This window comes from Streptomyces sp. NPDC001536, from assembly GCF_042894505.1.
Lineage (GTDB): Bacteria > Actinomycetota > Actinomycetes > Streptomycetales > Streptomycetaceae > Streptomyces.
This window is the reverse complement of record NZ_JBIAVQ010000002.1, coordinates 572084-595958: the sequence shown is the minus strand read 5'-3', so window position 1 is coordinate 595958 and position 23875 is coordinate 572084. Positions and strand designations below refer to the sequence as shown.

Here is a 23875-nt window from a genome sequence, read left to right as displayed (position 1 = left end):
CGGGGCGGGAGTGTGGAAGGCCAGTCACGTCATGGTGACGTCATCTGGTTCGGGTCGCCTCCCGGAGGGTTCTGGGACGCGGGCGCCGCGGTAGGGGTGCCGGCCGCCCGGCGGCGCTTGAACCAGCGTGTCAGCCAGCGTGCCACCAGGCCGGTGATTCCGGACGCGCAGACGACCGTGCCCACGGCCGTGCCTATTCGCGACCACGGCAGTTTCAGGTCCCCGGCCGCCTGGACGACCACGAGTACCGCTCCGACCAGCATGGCGAGGGCGATCAGTGCGAGCACGCCGAGCACGGTCATCTGCTTCAGCTTCACGGCGCCGCGAGCGTTCTCGATCTGGACCAGACGGTCCGTCTCGGACTGGTTCTTGATGGCCTGTGCTTTGAGCTCCTCGTCGTTGAGTCCGGCCGCTCCGCCGAGCAGAGTGGTGACGAACTGCTGTAGACCCTGAGATATCGACCTGAAGACCACGTCGGTCCTCCCCCTGGCTCTCACTTCCAGCCATGGGCACCGCGGTTCTAGCGGGCCCTGAGGTCTTGCTTGATGCGATCGATCAGGTCGCGAGACTCGGATTCGCCGAGTGCCAGTTCCGTGATCGTGTGGAAGCACTCCTGGTAACGGGCCAGCAGTTCCAGGTCTTCGCCGCCGGTCATGCTGCCGGCGGCATGCTCCAGGTACAGCAGATCGTCGTCATCGGGGAATCCCAGCAGGACGAAGCTGCCCAGAGTGCTGTAGTGCGCCCCGGCCTCGAACGGCAGGATGCGGATCGTGATGCCGTCCCGGGCGCCGAAGTTCAGCAACTGCTCCAACTGCTCATCGAGAACCTCCCTTCCACCGATCTGCCGTCGTACCGCGGCCTCGTCGAGGATGAACGTGGTCACTGGCTTGCCGGAGCCGTCGAACATCCGCTCCTGCCGTTCCATCCTCAGGCCCACGACCCGCTCGGCCCGTTCGGGCGACAATCCGCGGGGGGCCAGGAGCGCCTTCGCGTATCCGCGGGTCTGCAGATGGCCGGGGACGACGATGGGGTGGTACGTGTGCAGGGATGCGGCGGCGCTCTCGTAGCCCAGGTACTGGGCGAACTGAGGGGTGACCACGTCGTGGTACTTCGACCACCAACTCGCCCCTTTGCTGCCCCTGGCCGCCTGTTCGAGTTCGTGCACCTCGGCAGGGTCGGTGATGCGATAGAGCGTCACCAGCGCGCGCAGATCGCTGACGGACACGCTGACCGTACCTGTCTCCACCCGGATCAGTTTCGACTGGGACCACTCCACCTGTTCGGCTGCCTCGCGCTGAGTCAGACCGGCGCGCTCGCGCGCCTGTCGCAGTGCGAGACGTAGTTTGCGCCGGTTCAGACTGGGGTCCACGGGGGTCATCGCCGCTCCTTCGCCCGTGCACGTACCCTGAACCTGATCGGCCATGCACAGAAAGTTCCTAGCTCTTGGCTCCTCTCATTATGCCTCTAGCAAAGAGGATAGAGCTGAAACGCAGGGCCGGGTTCAGGGCGTGGTGTCGATGGGGCGGCGTCAGCTCCATGAGGACCCTTGAGCTGCGACCGCGCGATCCGGACTGTACGTAGGAGAGAACGCCGGAACGGGTGTTTGTGCTCCGAAGAGGCGTACTCCGGTTCCGAGATCTCGAAGCAATGGAGCTCGCAGGGCGCACGAAATCCCCTCAAGGTGCGCCGAGTTGCGCTCAGCGCGCGAAAACGGCGCTTGAGGTGCACGACGTGACGCCGGGGCAATTCGCGCGCTTCCGGTGAGGTCTTCGAGACGGAAGGCGACTGCTGTCCCCGCCGCCCGAGCCGGCGAGGCCACGGCACGCCCTTGACGGCCACCTCTCTCGCGCCACCCGTTTACAGCCGCCTCCGTTCGCGCTAACTTCCGCAACAGGCGGGGTGGGAGCGCTCCCATGTGGCGGACCGGAACCTGCCCCAAGGAACCCCCCACCCCGCTCATCCGCACACACGCATCCGCACGGCCCGTACCTCAAGGAACGGACTGGACTGTCATGATCCTGACAAAGTCAGCGGCGTCCCCGGGGCGCCGATTAGCGCTCCCCACCCGCGCCAGAGCCCTCTTCCTCGTCCTGGTCTCCCTGCTCGCCACGATCCCGGCCGTCACGCTGGTGATGTCGACCGGCGGCGAGGCGGAGGCCCACGGCACCCCGATGAAGCCCGCCAGCCGCACCTTCCTGTGCTGGCAGGACGGACTGACCGACACCGGCGAGATCAAACCGATCAACCCGGCCTGCAAGAACGCCCAGGCGGTCAGCGGCACCACACCGTTCTACAACTGGTTCTCCGTACTGCGCTCGGACGGTGCGGGCCGCACCCGCGGCTTCGTCCCGGACGGCCAGCTGTGCAGCGGCGGCAACACCAACTTCACCGGCTTCAACGCCCCCCGCAACGACTGGCCGTTGACCCACCTCACCTCGGGCGCGACCGTCGACTTCTCCTACAACGCCTGGGCCGCGCACCCGGGTTGGTTCTACGTCTACGTCACCAAGGACGGCTTCGACGCGACCCGCACCCTCACCTGGGACGACATGGAGGCCCAGCCCTTCCTCTCCGTCGACCACCCGCCGCTCAACGGCAGCCCGGGCACCGTCGAGGCCAACTACTCCTGGACCGGGCAGCTGCCGGCGAACAAGTCGGGCCGCCACATCATCTACATGGTCTGGCAGCGCTCGGACAGCGCGGAGACCTTCTACTCCTGCTCCGACGTCGTCTTCGACGGCGGCAACGGCGAGGTCACCGGCATCCACGAGCCGGGCAACCCCACCGATCCGGTGCCGGGCACCTGCACCGCGACCCGTAGGACGACCGGCAGTTGGTCCGGCGGCTACCAGTCCGAGGTGACCGTCACCAACTCCGGCGACGTCCCGATGCTCGGCTGGATGGTCGACTGGACGCTGCCGAGCGGTCAGAAGGTGAACAACCTCTGGAACGGCAACGCGACGTACAACGGCCAGGCGGTGATGGTCCACAACGCCGACTGGAACGGCTCCCTCGCGCCAGGCGCGAGCGCCACGTTCGGCTACGTCGTCCAAGGCGACGGCGGAGATACGGCAACGACCCTGCCCTGTCGGGTGGGTTGAGCCGAAGCGGACCCGGTGGGCATGAGCCGCTGCCCGCCGGGTCCGCCCACCGGCCCACTTCTCGGGGGGAATTGCCGGCCCCCGCGCCACACCCCGCCGGGACCACCCGCAAAGAGCCGTACGTGATCAAGGCCGACCCGCAGGACAATGACCGGCATGGCGACCTACGACACCCTCGGCGCGACCTACGCCCGTACCCGCCGCCCCGATCCGCGGATCGCCGCGCAGATCCACGCCGCCCTCGGGAACGTCACGGACGTGATCAACGTGGGAGCGGGCACCGGCTCGTACGAACCGGCGCGAACCGTGCTCGCGGTCGAGCCCAGCAAGGTCATGGTCGCCCAGCGCCCAGCGGGGTCCGCGCCCGCCGTACAGGCGGTGGCGGAACACCTGCCCGTGCGCGACGACGCCGCCGACGCGGTCATGGCCCTGCTCACGGTCCACCACTGGACCGACCCGGCGGCCGGGATCGCGGAACTGCGCCGGGTCGCCCGCCGCCGCGTCGTCGTCCTGACCTGGGACCAGCGGGTGTTCCGCGAGCGGTTCTGGCTGGTGAAGGAGTATCTGCCGGAGGCGGCCGCCTTCGACGACACCCGTGCCGTCCCCACCGAGCGGCTGGCCGAACTCCTCGGCGGGGCACGCCAGGAACCGGTCCCGGTGCCCCACGACTGCGCGGACGGCTTCGCCGCCGCGTACTGGCGCCGCCCCCACGCCTATCTCGACCCCCGCGTACGTGCGGGCATCTCCCTGCTGACCCAGCCCGGCGAAACCGCCCTCGCCCCCGGCCTGGCCCGGCTCTCGGACGATCTGGCCGCCGGCCGCTGGCACACCCGCCATGCCGAACTGCTCACCCGCGAGACCTTCGACGTCGGGTACCGGCTGCTGGTGGCCGACCACTGACCCGGCCCCAGGCCGACCCGCCTCACACCGGGTACGACGCCTGGAACCCCAACCGCGCGTCCGCCCCGTCCCCCACCGACGTCAGCAGGTCGTCGAGCTCCAGGAACTCCTCCCACACCGTCCGCCCACCGGCCTCGGCGAGCCTTCTGACCACCAGGTCCTCCAGCTCCGGCACACGCTTGTTCTTCCAGATCTTGTCGGCGAGGCTCACCAGCAGATCCTCGACGCCGAGGCCCGGCAGGGTCCAGGAGGCATGGGTGGCGGCGAAGCGGGCCAGGTGCGGTGCGATGCCGTGGGCCAGGAGCAGTTCACGGCCGGCCTCCTCGTGGGCCGAGCCCGGCCCGGAGAGCTCGGTGACGTGGAGCGTCTTGCCGATGTCGTGCGTGGCCGCGCCGAACAGCACCGCCTCGCGGTCGAGCGGAAGCGCCGGGTGCCGTGGCGACACCCACTCGACGATCTCGTACGCCACGTCGTGCACCGCCCGCAGATGGGCGGCCAGACGCGGCGGCGCGTCGAGCTTCCGCAGCAGCTCCGCCGCGCGGTCCGGCAGGGGGCGCAGCGGTGGATGGCCGGGGTCGTCGAGGGCGCGGAGGAGGAGGCCGGTGGATGTCACCCGGACAGGGTAGGGGCGGGGTGCCCTTCCGAGGGGTGCTTCCGAGGAGCGCTTCGGACGAGTGCTTCGGCGAAGGGGGCCTGAGCCCTGACCGCCGAGTGGCCTGTGCGGACCCGGTGGACACCCCCACCGGGTCCGCGAGCCGGGCAGGCGAACGGGGGGAGTCCCTGCCCGGGTGTCGGTTGGCCTGTGGCGAGCGGTGACGCTACGCCGTCTCGTCGTCGGACAACGTTGTCTAGTGGTCTAAACCTCACTCTACCCTGTCAACGGAAGGCGAAGTCAAGCCAGTTGGAGTTGCCCCGACCGGGTGTCATCCCCGCCCACCGGCCCCGTGGTACGGCTGGCGCACGTGATGTCCCTGATCCTCGCCGCCGCCCTCACCCTCGTCGGCGTCGCCCCCACCGCCCCCGCCGCGCCGCCGGAACTCGTCGACGACCCCACGCCGTACGTCGACCCGCTCATCGGCACCAGCAACGGCGGCAACGTCTTCCCCGGCGCCGTCACCCCCTTCGGCATGCTCTCCTGGAGCCCCGAGAACACCTGGGGCGACGCCACACGCACCGCCGCGCCCGGCGGTTACCACCATGACGCCACCCGCGTCCGGGGCTTCAGCCTCACCCACATGTCCGGCACGGGCTGTGCGGGCGGCAGCGGCGACATCCCGTTCTTCCCGTACGCCGGTGAGGTCACCACCTCGCCCGCGAGCGACACGAAGGACGCGGTGTACGCCGCCGACTTCAGCCACGCCGACGAGAGAGCCGAGCCCGGCCATTACGAGGTGACCCTCGCGTCCGGCGTCACCGCCGACCTCACCGCCACCGCCCGCACCGGCTCGGCCCGCTTCACCTACCCGGAGGACAAGCCGGCCTCGCTGCTGATCCGTACCGCCAACTCCGAGGTGGGCTCGACCGATTCGCGGATCGAGATCGACCCGGCCGGGCGCACGGTCTCCGGGTCCGTCACCTCCGGGAACTTCTGCGGCCACCTCGACCCCGAGGGCCGACGCGCCTACTACACCCTCCACTTCACCGCTCACTTCGACCGCGCCTTCAAGGCGACGGGCACCTGGCAGGACGACCGCCTCGCTCCCGGGTCCCGGAAGGCGTCCGGCGGCACCGGCGGTTTCGCGAACGCGGGGCGGCCCGTCGCGGGCAAGGGGGCGGGCGGCTACGTCGAGTTCGAGCCGGGCGCCGGGCCGGTGAACGTCAAGGTCGGTGTCTCCTACGTCAGCCGCGAGGGCGCCGAGGCGAATCTGGCGGCGGAGAACCCGTCGTACCGCACCTTCGACGACGTACGGAAGGCCGCCCGCGGCGCCTGGCGCGACCGGCTGGACGCGATCCGGGTCGGCGGCGGCACGGACGCCGAGCGCACCACCTTCTACACCGCGCTCTACCACTCCCTCCTCCACCCGAACGTCATCAGTGACGTCGACGGCCGGTACCGCGGCGCCGACGGCGAGGTGCACACCACCGCCCGCCGGGCCCAGTACGGCACCTTCTCCGGCTGGGACGTCTACCGGGACCAGGTGCAGCTGCTCACGCTGCTGGAGCCGGACACCGGCTCCGACATCGCCCAGTCCCTGTACGAACTGGCCGAGCAGAACGGCGGCGTCTGGGACCGCTGGCTGCACGGCGCGAGCGGCACCCATGTCATGAACGGGGATCCGTCGCCCATCGCCCTGGCCGGAATCCACGCCTTCGGCGGCAGGGACTTCGACGTGCGCGGTGCGCTCGCCTCGCTGGTGAAGGCGGCGACCGTGCCGACCGAGAAGGACCTGTCCTCCGCCGGGAGACCGGTGCTGTCGGTCGGCCAACGTCCTTCTTTGGACCGGTACTTGAAGCACCACTACATGCCGTCCGTCTCCAACGCCTGGGGCGGGGCGGCCGAGACGCTGGAGATGTCCGGCGCCGACTTCGCGCTCTCCCAACTGGCCGCAGCGGCGGGGGAGAAGGGCACGGCGGCCGAGTTCGCCCGGCGTTCCCAGTGGTGGCAGAACAACTTCAACCTGGCGGCCGACCCCGGCGGCGGCTACATCGCCGACCGTCACGCCGACGGCAGCTGGGTCACCGGCTTCACCCCGGCGACGGGCAAGGGATTCGTCGAGGGCACGGCGGCGCAGTACACCTGGATGGTCCAGCACAACCCGGCCGGGCTCTTCGCCGCGATGGGCGGCAAGGGTGAGGCGGTGGCTCGGCTCGACGGCTTCTTCCGGAACACGGACGGCAGTTGGGCCCTGACCGGCAGTGGCGGCGAGAAAGCCGAGCTGGACAACGAGCCGTCGATCAACGTCCCCTATCTGTACGCCTACGCGGGCACGCCGTACAAGACGCAGGAGACCGTCCGCGCCGCGATGCGCCGGCTCTGGTCGACACAGCCCGGCGGCATCCCCGGCAACGACGACCTCGGGGCGATGTCGGCCTGGTACGTCTTCTCGGCGCTCGGCATGTATCCGCAGGTCCCCTCTCGGGCCGAACTCGTCCTGGCCTCACCGCTGTTCCCCCGGATCGAGATCGACCGGCCGGGCGGCAACGACATCACCGTCACCGCGGAGGGCGCCGCCGCCGACTCGCCGTACATCCACTCCCTGAAGGTCAACGACCGTACGAGCAACGCCCCTTGGCTCCCGGCCGCCTTCGTGCGGAACGGCGGCCGACTGCACTACACCCTCTCCGGCACCCCGGACCGGTCCTGGGGCGCCGCCCCCGAGGACGCGCCGCCGTCCTTCCGCGAGGGCGAGCAGCCGTACCAGATCGGTGTCGGCCCGACCACGGCGGCGCTCGCACCGGGCGGCAGCACGAAGGTCGGTGTCAAGGCCCTGCCGATGAGCGGGGGCGAGGTGCGGTTCCGCGTGGAGACACCCGAGGGCATCACCGCGACCCCCGCCGAGGGCAGGGTCGTCGAGGGGACACAGGAGATCGTGCTGACCGCCGACCAGGACATCGCGCAGGGCTTCTACGACGTGAAGGTCGCCGTGCCCTCGTACGCCCAACCCGTGGCCCTGACCGTCGCCGCGCCCGGCACTCTCCTCGCCGCCTACAACGGCACCGGCATCTCGGACGACTCCGGTGACCACACCGAGGCCGACTTCGACGGCGGCGGCCGGAGCTACTCCCGTCAGGCCCTGGCCGCGGCGGGGCTGACGCCGAGTGCGCGGGGCAGGGTCGGCGCTCTGGCCTTCACCTGGCCGGACTCGCCGAGCGGACGGCCGGACAACGCCTCGGCCGCGGGGCAGACCCTGCGACTGGACGAGCCGATGAGCCGGTTGTCCCTCATCGGCAGCGCGGTCTTCGGCAACCGGCAGTCGAAGGCCACCGTCACCTACACCGACGGCACGACCGACCCGGTCGACCTCTCCTTCACCGACTGGACGCGCGGCGGTGGCGGCGGCGGCGTCCAGTACGGCAACGAGGTCGTCGCCGAGACCGCCTACCGCAACATCGCGGGTGCCGGACGGGATCCGGTCGCCACGTACGTCTTCGCCACCAAGCCGTTCACCGCGCCCGAGGGGAAGCGCATCGCGAGCGCACGGCTGCCGGACGACACGCGGCTGCGTGTGTTCACCCTGGCCGTCGGCTGACCTACGGTTCGGCGCGGGAGACGAGCTCGAAGGTGACGGGCTCGGACGCGTTCGGACCGATGACGAAGCCCTGGCCCTCCTCCTCGTCCCACGTCCCGTCCGGCTGATCGACGTGGGCCACGACCAGCGTGGCGCGCGGCCGGGGGAGCCGTCCCCGGTCCGCCGGCGGGTCGTGGCGCTGGATGTCGAGGACCCGGAGCAGGGTCTCGGGCACGCCGACGAGGCAGGTGTCCCCGGCCGACAGCTCCCAGGGCTTCGGCTCCGTGTGGAACACGCCCTGCCACCACTCCAGGGAGTCCGGGTCGGTGGGCATCGCCACCTGGCCGTCCCAGCGGGCCCGCGAGTCCGGGTCGATCTCGGCCCACGGCCAGACGATGAAGGCGTACCTCCCCGTGACCCTGTCCACCTGCGCGGGGGTCCACGGGCAGGTCACGCGCAGAATGTCGCCCACGCGGTGCTCGGGGCCCTCGGTCACGGTCTTCTCCACCCGCGCATCGTAGGGCGTCAGCCCTCCGTCAGCGCTCCCAGGTCCGCCGCAGCCAGTCCAGTTGCCGGCGCACCTGCACCGCGTCCCCGCCCTCGTGCCCGTTGTACGGATAGGCGTGGATCTCGGTGCGCGGGTCGGCGCCGGACAACTCGGCGTAGCGGTTGAAGGCGGCGTACGCCCCGCTCGGCGGGCAGACCGTGTCGCGCAGCCCCACTCCGAAGTGGGCCGGGGCGTGGGCGCGGCGGGCGAAGGAGATGCCCTCCATGTAGGCGAGGGTGCGGTGGGCGGCCTGTTCGGAGCCGCGGTGGACGGAGAGGTACGCGGTGATCTCGCCGTAGGGACTCGCGTCGGTGAGGTCCAGGGCACGCCGGATGCCGCACAGGAAGGGCGCGGTCACCAGCGCCGCCGCCAGGTCCGGGACGAGCCCCGCGACGGCCAGCGCGAGGCCGCCGCCCTGGCTGTTGCCGACGGCCGCGACGCGTCCGGCGTCCACGCCGGGCAGCTCACGGACCGCCGCGACCGCGCGTACCGCGTCCGTGATGAGGCGCCGGTAGTGGTAGTCGTGCGGTGCGAGCAGGCCCCGTACCGCCGGGCCCGGGCCGCCGGGCGCCGCCGCGTGCGGGTCGGGGGTGTGGCCGCCGTTGCCGTACTGGTCGCCCTGGCCGCGGCTGTCCATCAGCAGATGGGCGTACCCGGCGTTCACCCAGGTCAGGCGCTCGTGGGGGAGACCGCGGCCGCGACCGTAGCCGGCGAACTCGACCACTGCGGGCAGGGGTTCGTCCCCGCCCGCCGGTCTGCTGAACCAGGCGCGCACCGGGTCGCCCGCGAAGCCCCGGAAGGTCACGTCCCAGGTCCGCGTCAGCCGCAGTCCGGTCTCCACCGGCTGCACCGACACCAACACCTCCGGCTGAGCTGCCCCCTTGAGCGTCTCGTGCCAGAACTCGTCGAAGTCGGCGGGCTCTTCGGGGAGCGGGCGGTGGTGCACCAGTTCCGTCAGCGGCAGGTCGAACGCGGGCACGAGGCACCTCGCAGGAGTCGGACGGAAGAGGGAAACTTGCGGAGATCGCTGGGCCGGACTTCTGTGTTCTACCCCGTGCGCGAGGGATTTCAACTCTGGCCGCCCGCCTCAGAAGCCCGCTGCAGCACCCATTGACAGCGCTTTCCGAGTGCCTTTAGGTTGCCGCGAAGTTACCGGTAAGAGCTCGAAAGTTTCGGTTCAACTCCCCCCTCCTGTGAGGACCGAGCATGAGCACCTCCACCAAGTCGGCCTCTCCGCCGGGCATTCAGGGCCCTGCGGAGCCTGCCCCACCGCCGCCGCCCTCCGCCCGCGTCCCCTGGAGACGGGCGCTGCGCCGCGACTGGCAGCTCTACTCGCTGGCACTGCTGCCGCTGCTGTTCTTCCTGGTCTTCCGCTATCTGCCGATGCTCGGCAACGTGATCGCGTTCCGGCGCTTCCAGCCCGGCGGCTCGATCTTCGGCGAGCAGTGGGTGGGCCTGCGCTACGTCGAGATGTTCCTCAGCGACCCCACCTTCTGGCGGGTGTTCCGCAACACCCTGTGGATCGGCGGGCTCACCCTCGTCTTCTGCTTCCCGATCCCGATCGTGCTGGCCCTGCTCCTGAACGAGGTGCGCAGGCGTTCCCTGAAGCGCTTCGTGCAGTCGGTGTCGTACCTCCCGCACTTCCTGTCGATGGTGATCGTCGCCGGCATCACCATGCAGATGCTCGCCACGGACGGCCCGGTCAATCACGTCCTGGGCTGGTTCGGCCACGACCCGATCCGGTTCATCCAGGAGCCCGAGTGGTTCCGCACGATCTACGTCGGCTCCGAGATCTGGCAGACCGCCGGCTGGGGCACGATCCTCTATCTGGCCGCTCTGACCACGATCGACGAGGACCTGTACGAGGCCGCGCGCATCGACGGTGCCAACCGCTGGCAGCAGATCTGGCACGTCACCCTGCCCGGCATCCGCCCCACCATGATCACGCTGCTGATCCTCAACATCGGCACGTTCCTCGCGGTCGGCTTCGAGAAGGTCCTGCTGCTGTACAACGCGTTGACCTATCCGACCGCCGACGTGATCTCCACCTACGTCTACCGGACCGGTGTGGAGTCCAGCAGCTTCAGCTACGCCGCCGCCATCGGACTGTTCGAGGCGATCATCGGCCTGGTGCTGATCACCACCGCGAACCAGCTGTCGCGCCGCACGGTGGGGACCAGCCTGTGGTGAGGCCGAGCCGTTCCTACCGGGTCTTCCAGGGCGTCAACGGGGTGGTCCTCAGCCTCGTGGTGCTGGTGACCCTGTACCCCTTCGTCAACATCGTCGCCCGGTCCTTCAGCGGGGAGCGGCAGATCCGGGCCGGTGAAGTCACCTTGTGGCCCAAGGGGTTCAACCTCACCACGTACAAGATCGTGTTCCAGGACTCGATGTTCTGGCGCAACTACGGCAACACGGTGTTCTACACGGTCGTGGCGACCGCCGTGGCCATGGTCCTGACGACCTGCTACGCGTACGTCCTGTCGAAGAAGCAGCTCAAGGGGCGTACCGCGCTCGTCGGCATCGCGGTGTTCACCATGTTCTTCACCGGCGGTCTGATCCCGCAGTACGTCCTGATCACCAGCCTCGGTCTGAAGAACAGCGTGTGGGCGATCGCGCTGCCCAACGCGATCAGCGTCTTCAACCTCCTGGTGATGAAGGCCTTCTTCGAGAGCCTGCCGACCGAGTTGGAGGAGGCCGCGCAGATCGACGGCCTGAGCACCTACGGCATTCTGCTCAGGATCGTGCTGCCGCTGTCCAAGGCGGTCGTCGCGACGATGGTGCTCTTCTACTCGGTGTCCTTCTGGAACTCCTGGTTCAGCGCGTTCCTGTACATGGACAGCACCGATCTGATGCCGGTCACCGTCTATCTGCGCAACCTCATCCAGGGCGCCACCGGAGGCTCCAACGCCGGAGCCGGCACCGAACAGCTCAGCCAGGTCGGGGCGAACATCCAGGCGGTCACCATCGTGCTCACCGCGCTGCCGATCCTCTGCGTGTACCCGTTCGTCCAGCGCTACTTCGTCTCGGGCGTGATGCTCGGCGCGGTCAAGGGCTGAAAGCGCTGGGCTGACGCCCGCTCAATTCACTTACGGAACAAGGGAGTATCCGTGATGAACGAAGGACAGCTGTCGCGGCGTCAGATCCTCGCCGCCGCGGGTTTCATCGGGCTCGCCACGCTCACCGGCTGCGGCAGCGGTGACGAGGGAGGCGACAGCAAGGACCTCTCCAAGAAGCAGAACGGCGCCATGAAGGAGTACCGCGCCGGCCAGCAGTTCAAGGCCGCGAAGCCGCTGTCCTTCTCGATGCTGCACAACAACAACCCGGTCTACCCGACGAAGAGCGGCTGGCTGTTCTGGAAGGAGGTCACCCGGCGCACCGGGATCACCATCAAGCCGATCGACGTCCCGCTGGCGGACTACGAGAAGAAGCGCAGCGTCCTCATCGGCGCGGGCGACGCCCCCTTCCTGATCCCGAAGACCTACCACCCGGGCGAGGTCGCCTTCGTGTCCTCCGGCGCGATCCTCCCGGTCAGCGAGTACGTGCACCTGATGCCAAATTTCCAGGACAAGGTGAAGAAGTGGCGGCTCGAACCCGAGCTGGACTCCATACGCCAGTCCGACGGCAAGTACTACCTCCTGCCCGGACTGCACGAGAAGGTCAAGTCCGGCTACTCGCTGTCCTTCCGCACCGACATCCTCGAGAAGCACGGTCTGACCCTGCCCACCAGCTGGGACGAGGTGTACGAGGTGCTCAAGGCGCTGAAGACGGAGTACCCCGGCAAATACCCCTGGACCGACCGCTGGAGCACCAACACCCCCTTCCCGTGCGGGGCGCTGTTCGGCTATCTCGGCCAGGCGTACGGGGTCAAGGCGGGCTGGTCGTACAACAACATCACCTTCGACACCAAGGCGCAGAAGTTCGTCTTCAACGCGGCGACGGACGCCTACCGCCAGATGGTCGAGTACCTGAGGAAGATCGTCGCCGAGAAGCTGCTCGACCCGGAGAGCTTCACCCAGCAGGACGACCAGGCCGTGCAGAAGCTGCTGGCGGAGAAGTCCTATGCGATCAGTGCCAATCCGCAGGAGCTGGTGCAGAACTACCGCTACAACCTGGAGAAGCAGGTCAAGGGCGCGAAGATCGAGATGGTGCCGGTGCCCCTCGGTCCGGCGGGCCCGGTGGTGCTGGGCGGCACCCGGCTGGAGAACGGCATCATGGTCTCCAGCAAGGCGCTCAAGGCCGACACCTTCGTCGCGATGATGCAGTTCGTGGACTGGCTCTGGTACTCCGACGAGGGCCAGAAGTTCTGCAAGTGGGGTGTGGAGGGCACCACTTACACGGAGTCCGGCGGCCAGTACAGGCTGGAGCCCGGCATCTCCCTCATGGGCTCCGACCCGGACGCCCCGAAGGACCTCCAGAAGGACTTCGGCTTCTTCAACGGCGTCTTCACCTACGGCGGCAGCTGGGCCCTGGTCTCCTCCAACTTCAGCCCGGACGAGAAGAAGTTCCAGGACGTCATGGCCCAGCGCACCGAGCTTCCCATCGACCCCGCCCACCCCCTTCAGTCCGTGGAGCAGGAGCAGGCGACGCTCTGGGAGACACCGCTCAAGGACACCGTCATCCAGAACACCCTCCAGTTCGTCCTCGGCAAGCGCCCGCTGTCCGAATGGGACGCCTACGTCAGCGAGTTGAAGTCGAAGAACATGCAGCAGCTCGTCGACCTGCACAACAAGGCGTACGACCGGTTCAGGAAGGAGAACGGGTGATCCGGGGCCTGGACCTGACGCTGAACCGGCACGAGGTGACGCTCGTCGAGGTCAGTGCGGTCGTGGACGAGGCACCGCCCTGGACGGACGAGCGGGGGCTGCTCGGAAGGGAGACGCGATGAGCACCCCGTCCACCGCCTTCGGCATCGGCCCCCTCTCCCGGGCCGCCGCCCTCATCCACACCCTCGTCACGGTCGAGGCCCTCCTCCTGGTCGCGGCCGCCCCCGGCCTGGCCGGCCTCTTCCTGCTCGGCCCCGACCCCTCCAACATCCCCCTCGCCGCCCTCTGCCTGCTCCCGCTCGGCCCCGCCTCCTCCGCCGCCCTCTACGCCCTCCATCACCGCGACCGCGACCTCACCGACCTCCACCCGGCCCGCACCTACTGGCGCGGCTGGCGGCTCAACGCGCTCCCCGCCCTGAAGCTGTGGGCGCCCCTGCTCGGCTGGCTCACGGTCATCGCCTTCACGCTGACCCACTTCTCCGCGACCGGTCTGCCCGGCTGGTGGGCGGGGCTGCTCGCGGCGATCGGCCTCGGCTCCCTCCTGTGGGGAGCCCACGCACTCGTCCTGACCTCCCTCTTCAGTTTCCGCACCCGCGACACCGCCCGCCTCGCCGGGTACTTCCTCTTCCGGCACGGCCGCGCCACCCTCGCCACCGCCTCGCTGCTCGTCCTGACCGCCGCGGGGACCGCCCTGCTCACCGAGGCCCTGCCCGCCCTGCTGGCCGCCCCGCTGCTGCTGTCCCTGCTGCACGGCGGCCGCGCGGTCATCGCCGAGACCCAGGAGGACTTCACCGTATGAGTCGCAAGATCCGGTACGGCGGCGACTACAACCCCGAGCAATGGCCCGAGGACGTGTGGGACGAGGACCACCGCCTCTTCACCCGGGCCGGTATCGACACGCTCACCGTCGGCGTCTTCTCCTGGTCCCTCACCCAACCCGCCGAGGACACCTACGACTTCACCGTCCTGGACCGCGTCCTCGACCGCGCCGCCGCCGAGGGCCGCCGGGTCTGCCTCGCCACCGGCACCGCCGCCGTCCCGCCCTGGCTCGCCAAGAAGTGCCCCGAGGTCAACCGCACCGACTTCGAGGGCCGCCGCCACCGCTACGGACAGCGCCACAACTTCTGCCCCAGCTCACCGGCGTACCGCCGGCTCTCGACGGCGATGGCCGCACGCCTGGCCGAACGGTACGCCGAGCACCCGGCGTTGCTCGCCTGGCACATCAACAACGAGTACGGCGGCGTCTGTTACTGCGAGCACTGCGCCGAGGCCTTCCGGGACTGGCTGCGGACCGAGTACGTCACCCTCGACGCCCTCAACGACGCCTGGTGGACCACCTTCTGGTCCCACCGCTACACCGACTGGACCGAGATCGAACCCCCCAGCGCCCTCACCGAGCACTGGCGCGGCCCCGACCACACCGCCTTCCAGGGCATCACCCTCGACTACTTCCGCTTCACCACCGACGCCCTCCTCGGCTGCTTCCTCGCCGAGAAGGAGGTGATCCGCGCCCATGACCCGCAGACCCCGGTGACCACCAACTTCATGGGCATGTTTCGCCCCCTCGACTACCACCGCTGGGCCCCGCACCTCGACTTCGCCTCCTGGGACAGCTACCCGCCCCTCGACGCCCCGCCGACCTGGCCCGCCCTGGCCCATGACCTGATGCGCGGCCTGAAGGACGGCGCCCCGTTCTGGCTGATGGAACAGACCCCGTCCACGACCGCGTGCCGGGACGTCAACCCCCTGCGACGGCCGGGGGAGTTGCGGCTCGCCACCTTCCAGGCCGTCGCCCACGGCGCCGACGCCGCCCTCTACTTCCAGATGCGCGCTTCCCGCGGCGCCTGCGAGAAGTACCACGGAGCGGTCGTCGGCCACCCGGGCCGCGACGACACCCGGACCTTCCGGGAGGTGGCCGAGCTGGGAGGGGAGCTGGAGGCGCTCGGCGACGCCACGCTCGGCGCCCGCACCCCCGCCCGCACCGCCCTGCTCTTCGACTGGGACAGCTGGTGGGCCCTGGAGATCTCCGACGGCCCCTCCCGGCTGGTCAAGTACCAGGAGGTCGTCCACGCCTACTACCGCGCCGCCCGCGAGGCCGGCGCAGACCTGGACGTCGTCCCGCAGACCGCCGACCTGACCTCCTACGACGTGGTCCTCGCCCCCGTCCTGCACCTGGTCAAGGGCGATCTCGCCGAACGCCTCGAAGCCGTCGCCGCACGCGGCGGCACGGTCCTGACCACCTTCCTCTCGGGCCGCGGCGACGAACATGACCGGGCGTTCCTCACCGACGTACCGGGCCCGCTCGCAGCGCTGATGGGCGTGCGGATCGACGAATGGGACTCACGGCCACCGGAGTTCACCCAGCCGGTACCCGAGCTGGGGTCGCAAGCCCGCCTCGTCTTCGAGATCGTCCAGCTGCGCGGCGCCGAGCCGGTCGCCACCTACGGCACCGACTTCTACGCGGGCACCCCGGCCGTCACCCGCAACGCGTTCGGGGACGGCGAGGCCTGGTACGTCGCCACCGCCCTCGACCAGCCCGGCGTCGACGAGGTGGTCCGCCGTGTCCTCGCCCGTCACGACCTGCTCGGCCCCTACGCCGACCACCCGACCGTCGAGACCGCGACCCGGATCGCCCCCGACGGCACCCGCCTCCTCTTCCTCCTCAACCACACCACCGAGCCGGCCCACTTGACCGCCCACACCACCGCCACCGACCTGCTCACCGGCAAGCGGATGGAGAAGGGCGAACCCCTGACCCTGGACCCGCTGGGCACGGCGATCCTGCGGATCCAGTAGCCGCGGCTAGGGGATCCGGCGCCCCCGGGCGTCGGGCACACCGGACTTCCGGAAGAAGTAGCTGTTGATCTGATCGCGCCACTCGCGGGCGCTGCGGAGCTGCTCCTCGAACCGCTCCGCCACCCGCGCGTGGCGTTCGGCGTCCACCAGGTCCACCAGCGATGCCCACACCCGCCGGGCGGCCTCCGCCTCCTCCACGCCCTCGAAATGCGTGTCGTAGATGTGCTGGATCACCGTCTTGCCGCTGTGCAGCACATGTCCGTACGGCACATGGTGGAAGAACAGCAGCAGCTCGTCCGGGCAGGTCTCCGGCGACTCGTACACCTCGGCCCAGGGTTTGGCGTACTGCGCCGCGTACCCCGTGCCGGTCGCCGCGCTCCGGTCCACGCCGACGCCGTCCCGGTCGGCGAAGTGGTAGGTGCCCCACGGGCTGTACTCGTATCCGTCCACGCTCGGCCCGTAGTGGTGACCGGGCTGCACCATGAAACCGACCCCGAGCGGCGCCGTGTACTTCTCGTACGTGCGCCACGACCCCTCCATCACCGCGCGCACCCCCGCCGCAGGCTCCGGCCCGAAGGTGAGCCGGATCCACTCGTCGAGGATCTCCAGTGGGTCCGCGTCCGGCTGCCAGGCCAGGCGGCCGAAGGTGTAGAGGTTCGCCTGGGCCAGCGGATGACCGGTCCAGAACCGGTCGTCACCGACGTTGGAGACGGCGACCAGGGCATTCGCCAGCTCCGCCACCGGCGTGCCGTCGGGCCGGAACCGCAGCACCTCGCTCCACATCGGCCCCAGCCAGCACACATGCCGCTGCTGCCCGGTGTACTCCTGTGTCGCCTGGAGCTCCACCGCCAGCCGGGTGCCGGGCATCGCGCCGATCAGCGGGGAGACCGGCTCCCGCACCTGGAAGTCCATCGGCCCGTGCTTGACCTGGAGCACGGCGTTCGACGCGAACTGCCCGTCCAGCGGCACGAAATGGTCGTACGCGGCCCGCGCCCGGTCCGTCGTCCGGTCCCGCCAGTCCTGCCGGTGGTCGTAGACGAACGCCCGCCAGTGCACGGTCCCGCCGTACGGCTCCAGCGCGGCGGCCAGCATGTTCGCCCCGTCCGCGTGAGTACGGCCGTACGCGAACGGCCCCGGCTGCTCCTCCGAGTCGGCCTTCACCACGTACCCGCCGAAGTCCGGTATCGCCGCGTACACGCGCCCGGTCACCTCGGCCCACCACGCCCGCACCCCCTCGTCGAGCGGATCGGCCGTCGCGAGCCCGCCGAGCACGACCGGAGCGGCGAAGCTCACCGACAGATGCGTCCGGATCCCGTACTCCCGCAACGCCCCCGCGATCGCGGCGACTTCAGCGATCCGGTCGGTCAGCAGACGCGCCTCGGTCTCGTGCACGTTCACGTTGTTCACGGCCACGGCGTTGATCCCGCACGAGGCGAGCAGCCTGCCGTACGCCATGACCCGCTCCAGGTCCCCGCGCGCCCGCCCGTCCTCCCAGAACAGCGAGCCGCCCGCGTACCCGCGCTCCACCTGACCCATGACCGGGTGCACGGCCACGTTGTCCCAGTGGTCCAGCATGCGCAGCGCCAACTCCGACCGGTGCGACCGACGTTCGCTGGAGCCCTCGAAGGCCGCCGCCCCGAGCCGTACGACATGGAAGAAGCCGTGCAGGAGCCCGGCCCCGCCGGACGCCGTGACGGTCGTGCGGCCGTCACGGCGCTCGTACGTGAACGCCTCGCTCCCGTCCTCGCCGGTCAGCTCCAGCACCAGATCGCTGTCGCCGTGCGGTACGACCCGTCCCCCGAACCGTGCGCAGGCCCGGTCCACTTCACGGCGCACCGTGTCCACCAGCGGACCCGCGCCACGGATGAGGGTCCGCCGGGTGCCGACCTGCCGGAACACCCCGTCCGGCAGCCAAGCGTCGTCGACACCCTGCATGAGACCTCAACTCCCTTGCTCAGGCCAGCAGTTCGACCTCCGACACGGTCGCCTCGCTGTCCAGTACGAGGCGGTACCTCTCGTACGTACCCGGCGACCCCACTGTGAACGCGCGTGTCTGTCTGTCCCAGGCGAAGGACTCACCGGACCGCTTGTCCAGGGTCTGCCACGAGGTCCCGTCGGCCGACCCCTGGAGCACCCAGCCCTTGGGCGCCTTCGAGCGGTCCGAGGGCGAGGTGAGCGTGTACTGCACCGCCTCGGCGCCCTTGGCGACCGGCAACTCGACCTCGGACACCGCGACTTCGGTCGCCGACGTGTTGTCGAAGAGCCCGCCCTCTCCCTTCAGCACGTCCGCCCGAGGCGTCGGCACCTTGTCGTCCTTGGTGATCGACACCGGCGCCGCGTTCTTGCCCGTGCCCCAGGACGAGGGCCGCGGACCCATGTCGAAGGTCAGTGTGCCGCCCTTCGAGATCAGCGAGTGTGGAAGCGAAGTCGACCTCCAGGTCTTCCCGTTGACCTTCAGCCCCTGCACATACACATTGCGGGTGCTGTTCTTCGGAGCCTTCACGACGAGGTCCCGGCCGTTCTCCAGATGCACGGTCGCCTTCGTGAACAACGGGGAGCCGACGGCGTACTCGCCACTGCCCATCACCAGCGGATAGAAGCCCAGCGCGGAGAAGAGGAACCATGCCGACTGCTCGCCGTTGTCCTCGTCACCGTGATAGCCCTGCCCGATCGCACTGCCGGTGTAGAGCCGGGACAGCACCTCACGGACGTTGCGCTGGGTCTTCCACGGCTGACCGGCCGCGTCGTACATGTAGTTCACATGGTGGGCGACCTGGTTGGAGTGTCCGTACATGCCCATGCGGACGTCCCGCGCCTCCGTCATCTCGTGGATGACCCCGCCGTAGGAGCCGACGAAGTCCGGCGAGGCCGTCTCCGGCGTGGCGAAGTACTCGTCGAGCTTCTCGGCGAGCCCGCTCCGGCCGCCGTACAGGTTGGCCAGGCCGCGGCTGTCCTGCGGGGCGGTGAAGGAGTACCCCCACCCGTTGGTCTCCGTGTAGTCGTAGCCCCAGACGCGCGGGTCGTACTTCGACGACTCCACCCGCCAGTCACCGGAGAGGTCCCGCCCCTGGAAGAAGCCGGCCTGGGTATCGAAGAGGTTCACATACTCCCGGGCCCGGTTGAGGAAGTACTCCGACTCCTCCGCGTACCGCGTCTCACCCGTCTTGTCGTACAGCGCCTTGCCCATCCGAGCGATGCCGTAGTCGTTGAGATAGCCCTCAAGCGCCCAGGACAGGCCCTCGTGCGTCTCGGTGCTGGTGTAGCCGAGGAACGGGGAGGTCTCCATCCCCTTGCGGCCCACGCCCGACGTCGGCGGCACGACGGTCGCGTTCTTCACGGCCGCCTCGTACGCCGACTTCGCGTCGAAGTCGACGCCCTTGACGTACGCGTCCGCGAAGGCGACGTCCGAGGAGGTGCCGGTCATCAGGTCCGCGTAACCGGGGGAGGACCAGCGCGAGGTCCAGCCGCCGTCCTTGTACTGCTGCACGAACCCGTCGGCCATCTCGCCCGCCTGAGAGGGCGTCAGAAGCGAGTACGCGGGCCAGGTCGTCCGATAGGTGTCCCAGAAGCCGTTGTTGACGTACACCTTGCCGTCGACGATCTTCGCCCCGGTGTGCGTCGGGGTGTCGGGACCCGGCATCGGCGAGAACGGCGAGGCGTACCGGTACTTCGAACCGACCTTCTCGAAGCCGGAGTTGGGGTACAGGTACAGCCGGTACAGGCTGGAGTACAGCGTGGTCAGCTGGTCCGGCGTGGCGCCTTCGACCTCGACCTTGCCGAGCAGCCGGTCCCACTGCCGTTGCGCGCGGTCCCGAACCGTCTCGAAGTTCGTCCCGTCCGGGATCTCCTGGCGCAGGTTGTCCTTGGCCTGGTCGATGCTGATGAGCGAGGTGGCGAGCCGCAGGGTGACCGTGGAGTCGTCGAACCGCAGATACCCCTTGACCCCGCTGGAGCCGCCCTCGACCACCGGCTTGTCGAAGACCCCGTACACGAACAGCCGCGTCGCCCCCGTCGACAACCCGGACTTCACGTCCGAGTACCCGGTGACGACCCCGGCCGCCTTGTCGAGCGTCAGCCCCGCCTGATCCGTCACGTTGTCGAAGAGGACGCTCGCCTCATCACCCGGATACGTGAACCGCAGCGCCGCCGCGTGGTCGGTCGGTGCCATCTCCGCCTTCAGCCCGTTCTCGAACCGCACGCCGTAGTAGTACGGCCGCGCGGTCTCGTTCTCGTGCCGGAAGGCCAGCTCCCGCGCCTCGCGGCCGGTGTCCGGGACGCCGGCGGCCACGGACGGCATCACCTGGAAGGTCTGCCGGTCGCCCATCCAGGGGCTCGGCTCATGGCTCGCGCTGAACGCCTGGATCGTCGGCAGGTTGTCGTCGTTGTTGGCCCGCGCGTAGTCGTACAGCCAGCTCAGCGATCCGGCGTTGGTCACCGGCGTCCAGAAGTTGAAGCCATGGGGCACGGCCGTCGCGGGGAAGTTGTTGCCGCGCGAGAAGGCTCCGCTGGAGTTGGTGCCCCGGGTCGTCAGCGCGTAGTCGGACAGATGGGCCTTCGGCTTCTCGGGCGCCACGGGCTCGATGCGTACGTCGTCCAGCCAGCCGCGGAACTTCGCCGGGCCGCCGGGGGAGTCGTACGCCACCAGGATCCGGTCGACCGTCTTCCCGGCCGCCACCGACCCGATCCGCGAGGCCACGTCGTTCCACTGGTTGACGTACAGCACCTTCGCGGCGCCCTGCCCCCGCGGCGACAACTCGAAGCCGTGCTGGTCCCGGGCCCCGAGACCGCTCAGATAGGTGCCGTCCGTGAAGGCCAGGTCCACCGCCACGTTCGTCGCCGCGTAGTCCCGGTCGCCGTCCGCCATCGACGGGAAGACGCGGTAGGCCAGCCGGGTGTCCCGGCCGACGGCCACGTTCACGTCGTAGACCTTGTTGTACGAGTACGCCCGCCCGTCCGCCGTGTGCCGCCCGGCGTACCGCAGCGCCCGCTTCCCGGTGAAGCCCGCCCGCGCCTTCGCGGTGGGGGAGCCGTTCGGGCCGCGGTCGACCAGCGAGAGCATGTCGGGCGGTACCGGCCCGTTGCCTCCGCCCGTGGAGAACTGCACGTCGGCGAGTTGCAGGATGTCCGGGGCGCCGTTGTTCGCGGTGACGTCGAGACGGAAGTGCCGGTACTCGGCCGGCTCCGCGAGGTCGTAGGACTTCGTCTGGAAGCGCTCGGGGAAGGACTGGCCGGAGCGGGTGTCGAGGGTCTTCCAGTCCTTGCCGTCCGCCGAGCCCTGGAGGGTCCAGTCCCTGGGGTCGCGCTCGGCGTGGTCGTTGGCCGAGACAAGGGCGTACGTGGCGATCCTGCGGGGTTTGTCCAGGTCGAACTCCGCCCAGCCGGTGGGCTGGAACGCCAGCCACTTGGTGCCCGGCTCGCCGTCGACGAGGTTCTCCTTCACCTCGCCGCCGGAGGTGTTCTCGGCGCTCGCGCGGACGTCCGTGACCCGGTCGGTCACATTGCCCGGGATGCCGCTGCTGTAGCCGCCGTCGACGCCCGAGGCGCGCTCCACCGTGTCGGTCCAGTCCGGAACCGGATCATCCGATTCGAAGGAGGACGCGAACTCCCGGTCGGCGGCGGGTGCCTCCGGCAGGGCGACCGCCGCCCCCTGGGAACCCATGGCCAAAGCGAAGGCGGCCGTGAGAACGACCGCCGGACCTTGTCTGTACCGAGCTCTGTGCCGCATGCGCCAGCACCCTCCTGCCATCGCGGACAACGTTGTCAACTTCGATGCGCAAGGATCAGTTGTGGCCCAAGTGGTGGGCGTTGTCAAGGGTGTTGGGTGTGGCATTCGGGCGCAATACCGGGGATATTTCCGTCAGTCGGTACACAGCCCGCACATATTTCCGTGAGGTCTCAACTCGGAAAAGACCAATGGCCAACCTTGCATTCGATCTTGCTCCGTTGGCGGGAAGTGGACTATACCTGTCGGCGATTCACCCGATCCGTTCGACCCGCGCGGGTCGAGTGTTTCCGTACGATCCGCACTTCCTGCACGACCCAGCGTGACCCGATCGCGGTGCCCGGGAGGATCCGGTACACCGCCTGAGTCCTGGAGAAGGCGAGGACTTGAGCATGGGATCCACTTCCGCCGAGAACAGCAGTAAAGGCTCCGTCGACCGCCGCGATCTGATCAAGCGGTCCGCCGCGCTCGGTCTGATCTCCGTACCCACCATGAGCTTCCTCTCCGCGTGTGCCAGCGGCGGCGGGGACGACAGTTCCGACAACGACACCGAGGGCAAGACGTCCAAGACGAACCCCTTCGGCGTCAAGGACGGCGGCAAGCTCGACGTCGTCATCTTCAAGGGCGGCTACGGCGACGACTACGCCAAGGCCTGGGAGGCGAGCTTCAAGAAGAAGTGGGGCGTCACCTCCGTCCACACCGGCACCCAGGAGATCACCGGCAAGCTCCAGCCCCGCTTCAACGCGGGCAACCCGCCGGACATCGTGGACGACTCCGGCGCCCAGCAGATCCCGATCGACGTGCTGTACAAGAACGGCCAGCTGCTCGACCTCGCCGAGGTCCTGGACGCCCCGTCGATCGACGACCCGGCCAAGAAGGTCCGCGACACCCTGATCCCCGGCACCCTCGACGCGGGCATGCAGGGCGGCAAGGTCGTCGCGTTGAACTACATCTACACGGTGTGGGGCCTGTGGTACTCCGGCAAGCTCTTCAAGGAGAAGGGCTGGACGGAGCCCAAGACCTGGGACGAGTTCCTCGCCATCTGCAAGGACGCCAAGTCCCAGGGCATCGGCGGCCTCGCCCACCAGGGCAAGTACCCGTACTACATCAACGTCGCCATCATGGACCTGATCGCCAAGACCGGTGGTCTGGAGGCCATGAAGGCGATCGACAACCTCGAACCGAACGCGTTCGTGGGCTCCGACGCCGCGAAGGCGGCCGTCGAGGCGATCTACGAGGTCGTCGAGAAGGGCTATCTGATGCCCGGAACGAACGGCCTGACGCACACCGAGTCCCAGACCCGGTGGAACCAGTACAAGGCGGTGTTCATCACCAGCGGCTCGTGGCTGGAGAACGAGCAGCTCAAGACGACGCCGTCCGACTTCGACATGAAGTTCCTGCCGATGCCGCTGCTGCCCGGCAGCAAGCTGCCCTTCCAGGCGATCCGGGCCGGCTCCGGCGAGCCCTTCATCATCCCGGCCAAGGCCAAGAACCTGCCCGCGGCCAAGGAGTTCGTGCGGATGATGCTGTCCAAGGAGTGGTCGACGACGTTCGCCAAGGAGGCGAACTCGCTGACCATCGTCAAGGACGGCGTCGACACCGGGGTCCAGCTGCGGCCGGGCACCCAGTCGACGGTCGAGGCGTCCAAGGCGGCCGGCGACGACACCTTCCGTTACCTGTACACCGAGTGGTACAGCGAGATGGGCACGGCGATCGAGAACGCGTCCAACGAGCTGATGGCCAAGCGGATCCAGCCGGCGGAGTGGCTCAAGCGGGCCCAGGCCGCCGTCGACAAGCAGGCCAAGGACCCGGAGTCGAAGAAGAACCACCGGGACTAGATCACACAGTGCCCCGCGCCCCCGGAAAGGGGCGCGGGC

17 protein-coding genes are annotated in these 23875 nt (G+C 69.3%); 10 read left to right on the top strand and 7 right to left on the bottom strand.

The window, feature by feature from the left end; translation table 11 throughout:
- Nucleotides 1–29: 29 nt before the first annotated feature.
- A complete protein-coding gene (locus tag ACFY0U_RS07760; RefSeq protein ID WP_388631783.1) occupies nt 30–473 on the bottom strand; it encodes a hypothetical protein in 444 nt (147 codons plus the stop codon).
- Between the two features lie 47 nt (nt 474–520).
- Nucleotides 521–1378: a helix-turn-helix domain-containing protein gene (locus ACFY0U_RS07755; protein ID WP_388631780.1), complete on the bottom strand. Its 858-nt coding sequence runs from the start codon at nt 1376–1378 to the stop codon at nt 521–523.
- 634 nt (nt 1379–2012) lie between these two features.
- On the opposite strand from ACFY0U_RS07755, the gene ACFY0U_RS07750 reads away from it, so the two are divergent.
- Complete coding sequence (locus tag ACFY0U_RS07750; RefSeq protein ID WP_388631777.1) at nt 2013–3101, top strand: lytic polysaccharide monooxygenase; 1089 nt, start codon at nt 2013–2015, stop codon at nt 3099–3101.
- A gap of 156 nt (nt 3102–3257) precedes the next feature.
- On the top strand, nt 3258–4001 hold the full coding sequence (locus ACFY0U_RS07745) for a methyltransferase domain-containing protein (protein WP_388631775.1): 744 nt from the start codon (nt 3258–3260) through the stop codon (nt 3999–4001).
- A 22-nt stretch (nt 4002–4023) separates the two neighbouring features.
- On the opposite strand, the gene ACFY0U_RS07740 is transcribed toward ACFY0U_RS07745, so the two are convergent.
- Nucleotides 4024–4614, bottom strand: coding sequence for an HD domain-containing protein (locus ACFY0U_RS07740; RefSeq protein ID WP_388631772.1), 591 nt, complete (start codon nt 4612–4614; stop codon nt 4024–4026).
- Between the two features lie 352 nt (nt 4615–4966).
- Between ACFY0U_RS07740 and ACFY0U_RS07735 the strand changes: the two genes are divergently transcribed.
- Nucleotides 4967–8191, top strand: coding sequence for a GH92 family glycosyl hydrolase (locus ACFY0U_RS07735; protein ID WP_388632385.1), 3225 nt, complete (start codon nt 4967–4969; stop codon nt 8189–8191).
- 1 nt (nt 8192) lies between these two features.
- On the opposite strand, the gene ACFY0U_RS07730 is transcribed toward ACFY0U_RS07735, so the two are convergent.
- Together ACFY0U_RS07730 and ACFY0U_RS07725 are read right to left on the bottom strand one after the other, a co-directional pair.
- A complete protein-coding gene (locus ACFY0U_RS07730; protein ID WP_388631770.1) occupies nt 8193–8678 on the bottom strand; it encodes a hypothetical protein in 486 nt (161 codons plus the stop codon).
- Nucleotides 8679–8706: 28 nt separating this feature from the next.
- Nucleotides 8707–9696, bottom strand: coding sequence for an acetylxylan esterase (locus ACFY0U_RS07725; protein ID WP_388631768.1), 990 nt, complete (start codon nt 9694–9696; stop codon nt 8707–8709).
- 227 nt (nt 9697–9923) lie between these two features.
- Here ACFY0U_RS07725 and ACFY0U_RS07720 point away from each other — a divergent pair, with 227 nt between their 5' ends.
- Genes ACFY0U_RS07720 through ACFY0U_RS07695 form a run of 6 tightly spaced genes read left to right on the top strand, consistent with a single transcriptional unit; the run spans nt 9924 to nt 16276 of the window.
- Complete coding sequence (locus ACFY0U_RS07720; RefSeq protein ID WP_388631765.1) at nt 9924–10907, top strand: ABC transporter permease; 984 nt, start codon at nt 9924–9926, stop codon at nt 10905–10907.
- A complete protein-coding gene (locus ACFY0U_RS07715; protein ID WP_388631762.1) occupies nt 10901–11773 on the top strand; it encodes a carbohydrate ABC transporter permease in 873 nt (290 codons plus the stop codon). Before ACFY0U_RS07720 ends, ACFY0U_RS07715 begins: the two co-directional genes overlap by 7 nt.
- A gap of 51 nt (nt 11774–11824) precedes the next feature.
- On the top strand, nt 11825–13480 hold the full coding sequence (locus ACFY0U_RS07710; protein ID WP_388631759.1) for an extracellular solute-binding protein: 1656 nt from the start codon (nt 11825–11827) through the stop codon (nt 13478–13480).
- Nucleotides 13477–13602: a hypothetical protein gene (locus tag ACFY0U_RS07705; RefSeq protein ID WP_388631756.1), complete on the top strand. Its 126-nt coding sequence runs from the start codon at nt 13477–13479 to the stop codon at nt 13600–13602. Before ACFY0U_RS07710 ends, ACFY0U_RS07705 begins: the two co-directional genes overlap by 4 nt.
- A complete protein-coding gene (locus tag ACFY0U_RS07700; RefSeq protein WP_388631754.1) occupies nt 13599–14279 on the top strand; it encodes a hypothetical protein in 681 nt (226 codons plus the stop codon). The genes ACFY0U_RS07705 and ACFY0U_RS07700 overlap by 4 nt, the downstream gene beginning before the upstream one ends.
- A complete protein-coding gene (locus ACFY0U_RS07695) occupies nt 14276–16276 on the top strand; it encodes a beta-galactosidase (protein ID WP_388631751.1) in 2001 nt (666 codons plus the stop codon). Before ACFY0U_RS07700 ends, ACFY0U_RS07695 begins: the two co-directional genes overlap by 4 nt.
- Before the next feature lie 6 nt (nt 16277–16282).
- Here the strand turns inward: ACFY0U_RS07695 and ACFY0U_RS07690 are convergent, their stop codons facing one another.
- Nucleotides 16283–18211: an alpha-glucuronidase gene (locus tag ACFY0U_RS07690; protein ID WP_388631748.1), complete on the bottom strand. Its 1929-nt coding sequence runs from the start codon at nt 18209–18211 to the stop codon at nt 16283–16285.
- Between the two features lie 19 nt (nt 18212–18230).
- Complete coding sequence (locus ACFY0U_RS07685) at nt 18231–22001, bottom strand: GH92 family glycosyl hydrolase (RefSeq protein ID WP_388631745.1); 3771 nt, start codon at nt 21999–22001, stop codon at nt 18231–18233.
- Nucleotides 22002–22390: 389 nt separating this feature from the next.
- Here ACFY0U_RS07685 and ngcE point away from each other — a divergent pair, with 389 nt between their 5' ends.
- Complete coding sequence (ngcE, locus tag ACFY0U_RS07680) at nt 22391–23836, top strand: N-acetylglucosamine/diacetylchitobiose ABC transporter substrate-binding protein (protein ID WP_388631744.1); 1446 nt, start codon at nt 22391–22393, stop codon at nt 23834–23836.
- The last annotated feature ends 39 nt before the right edge of the window (nt 23837–23875 follow it).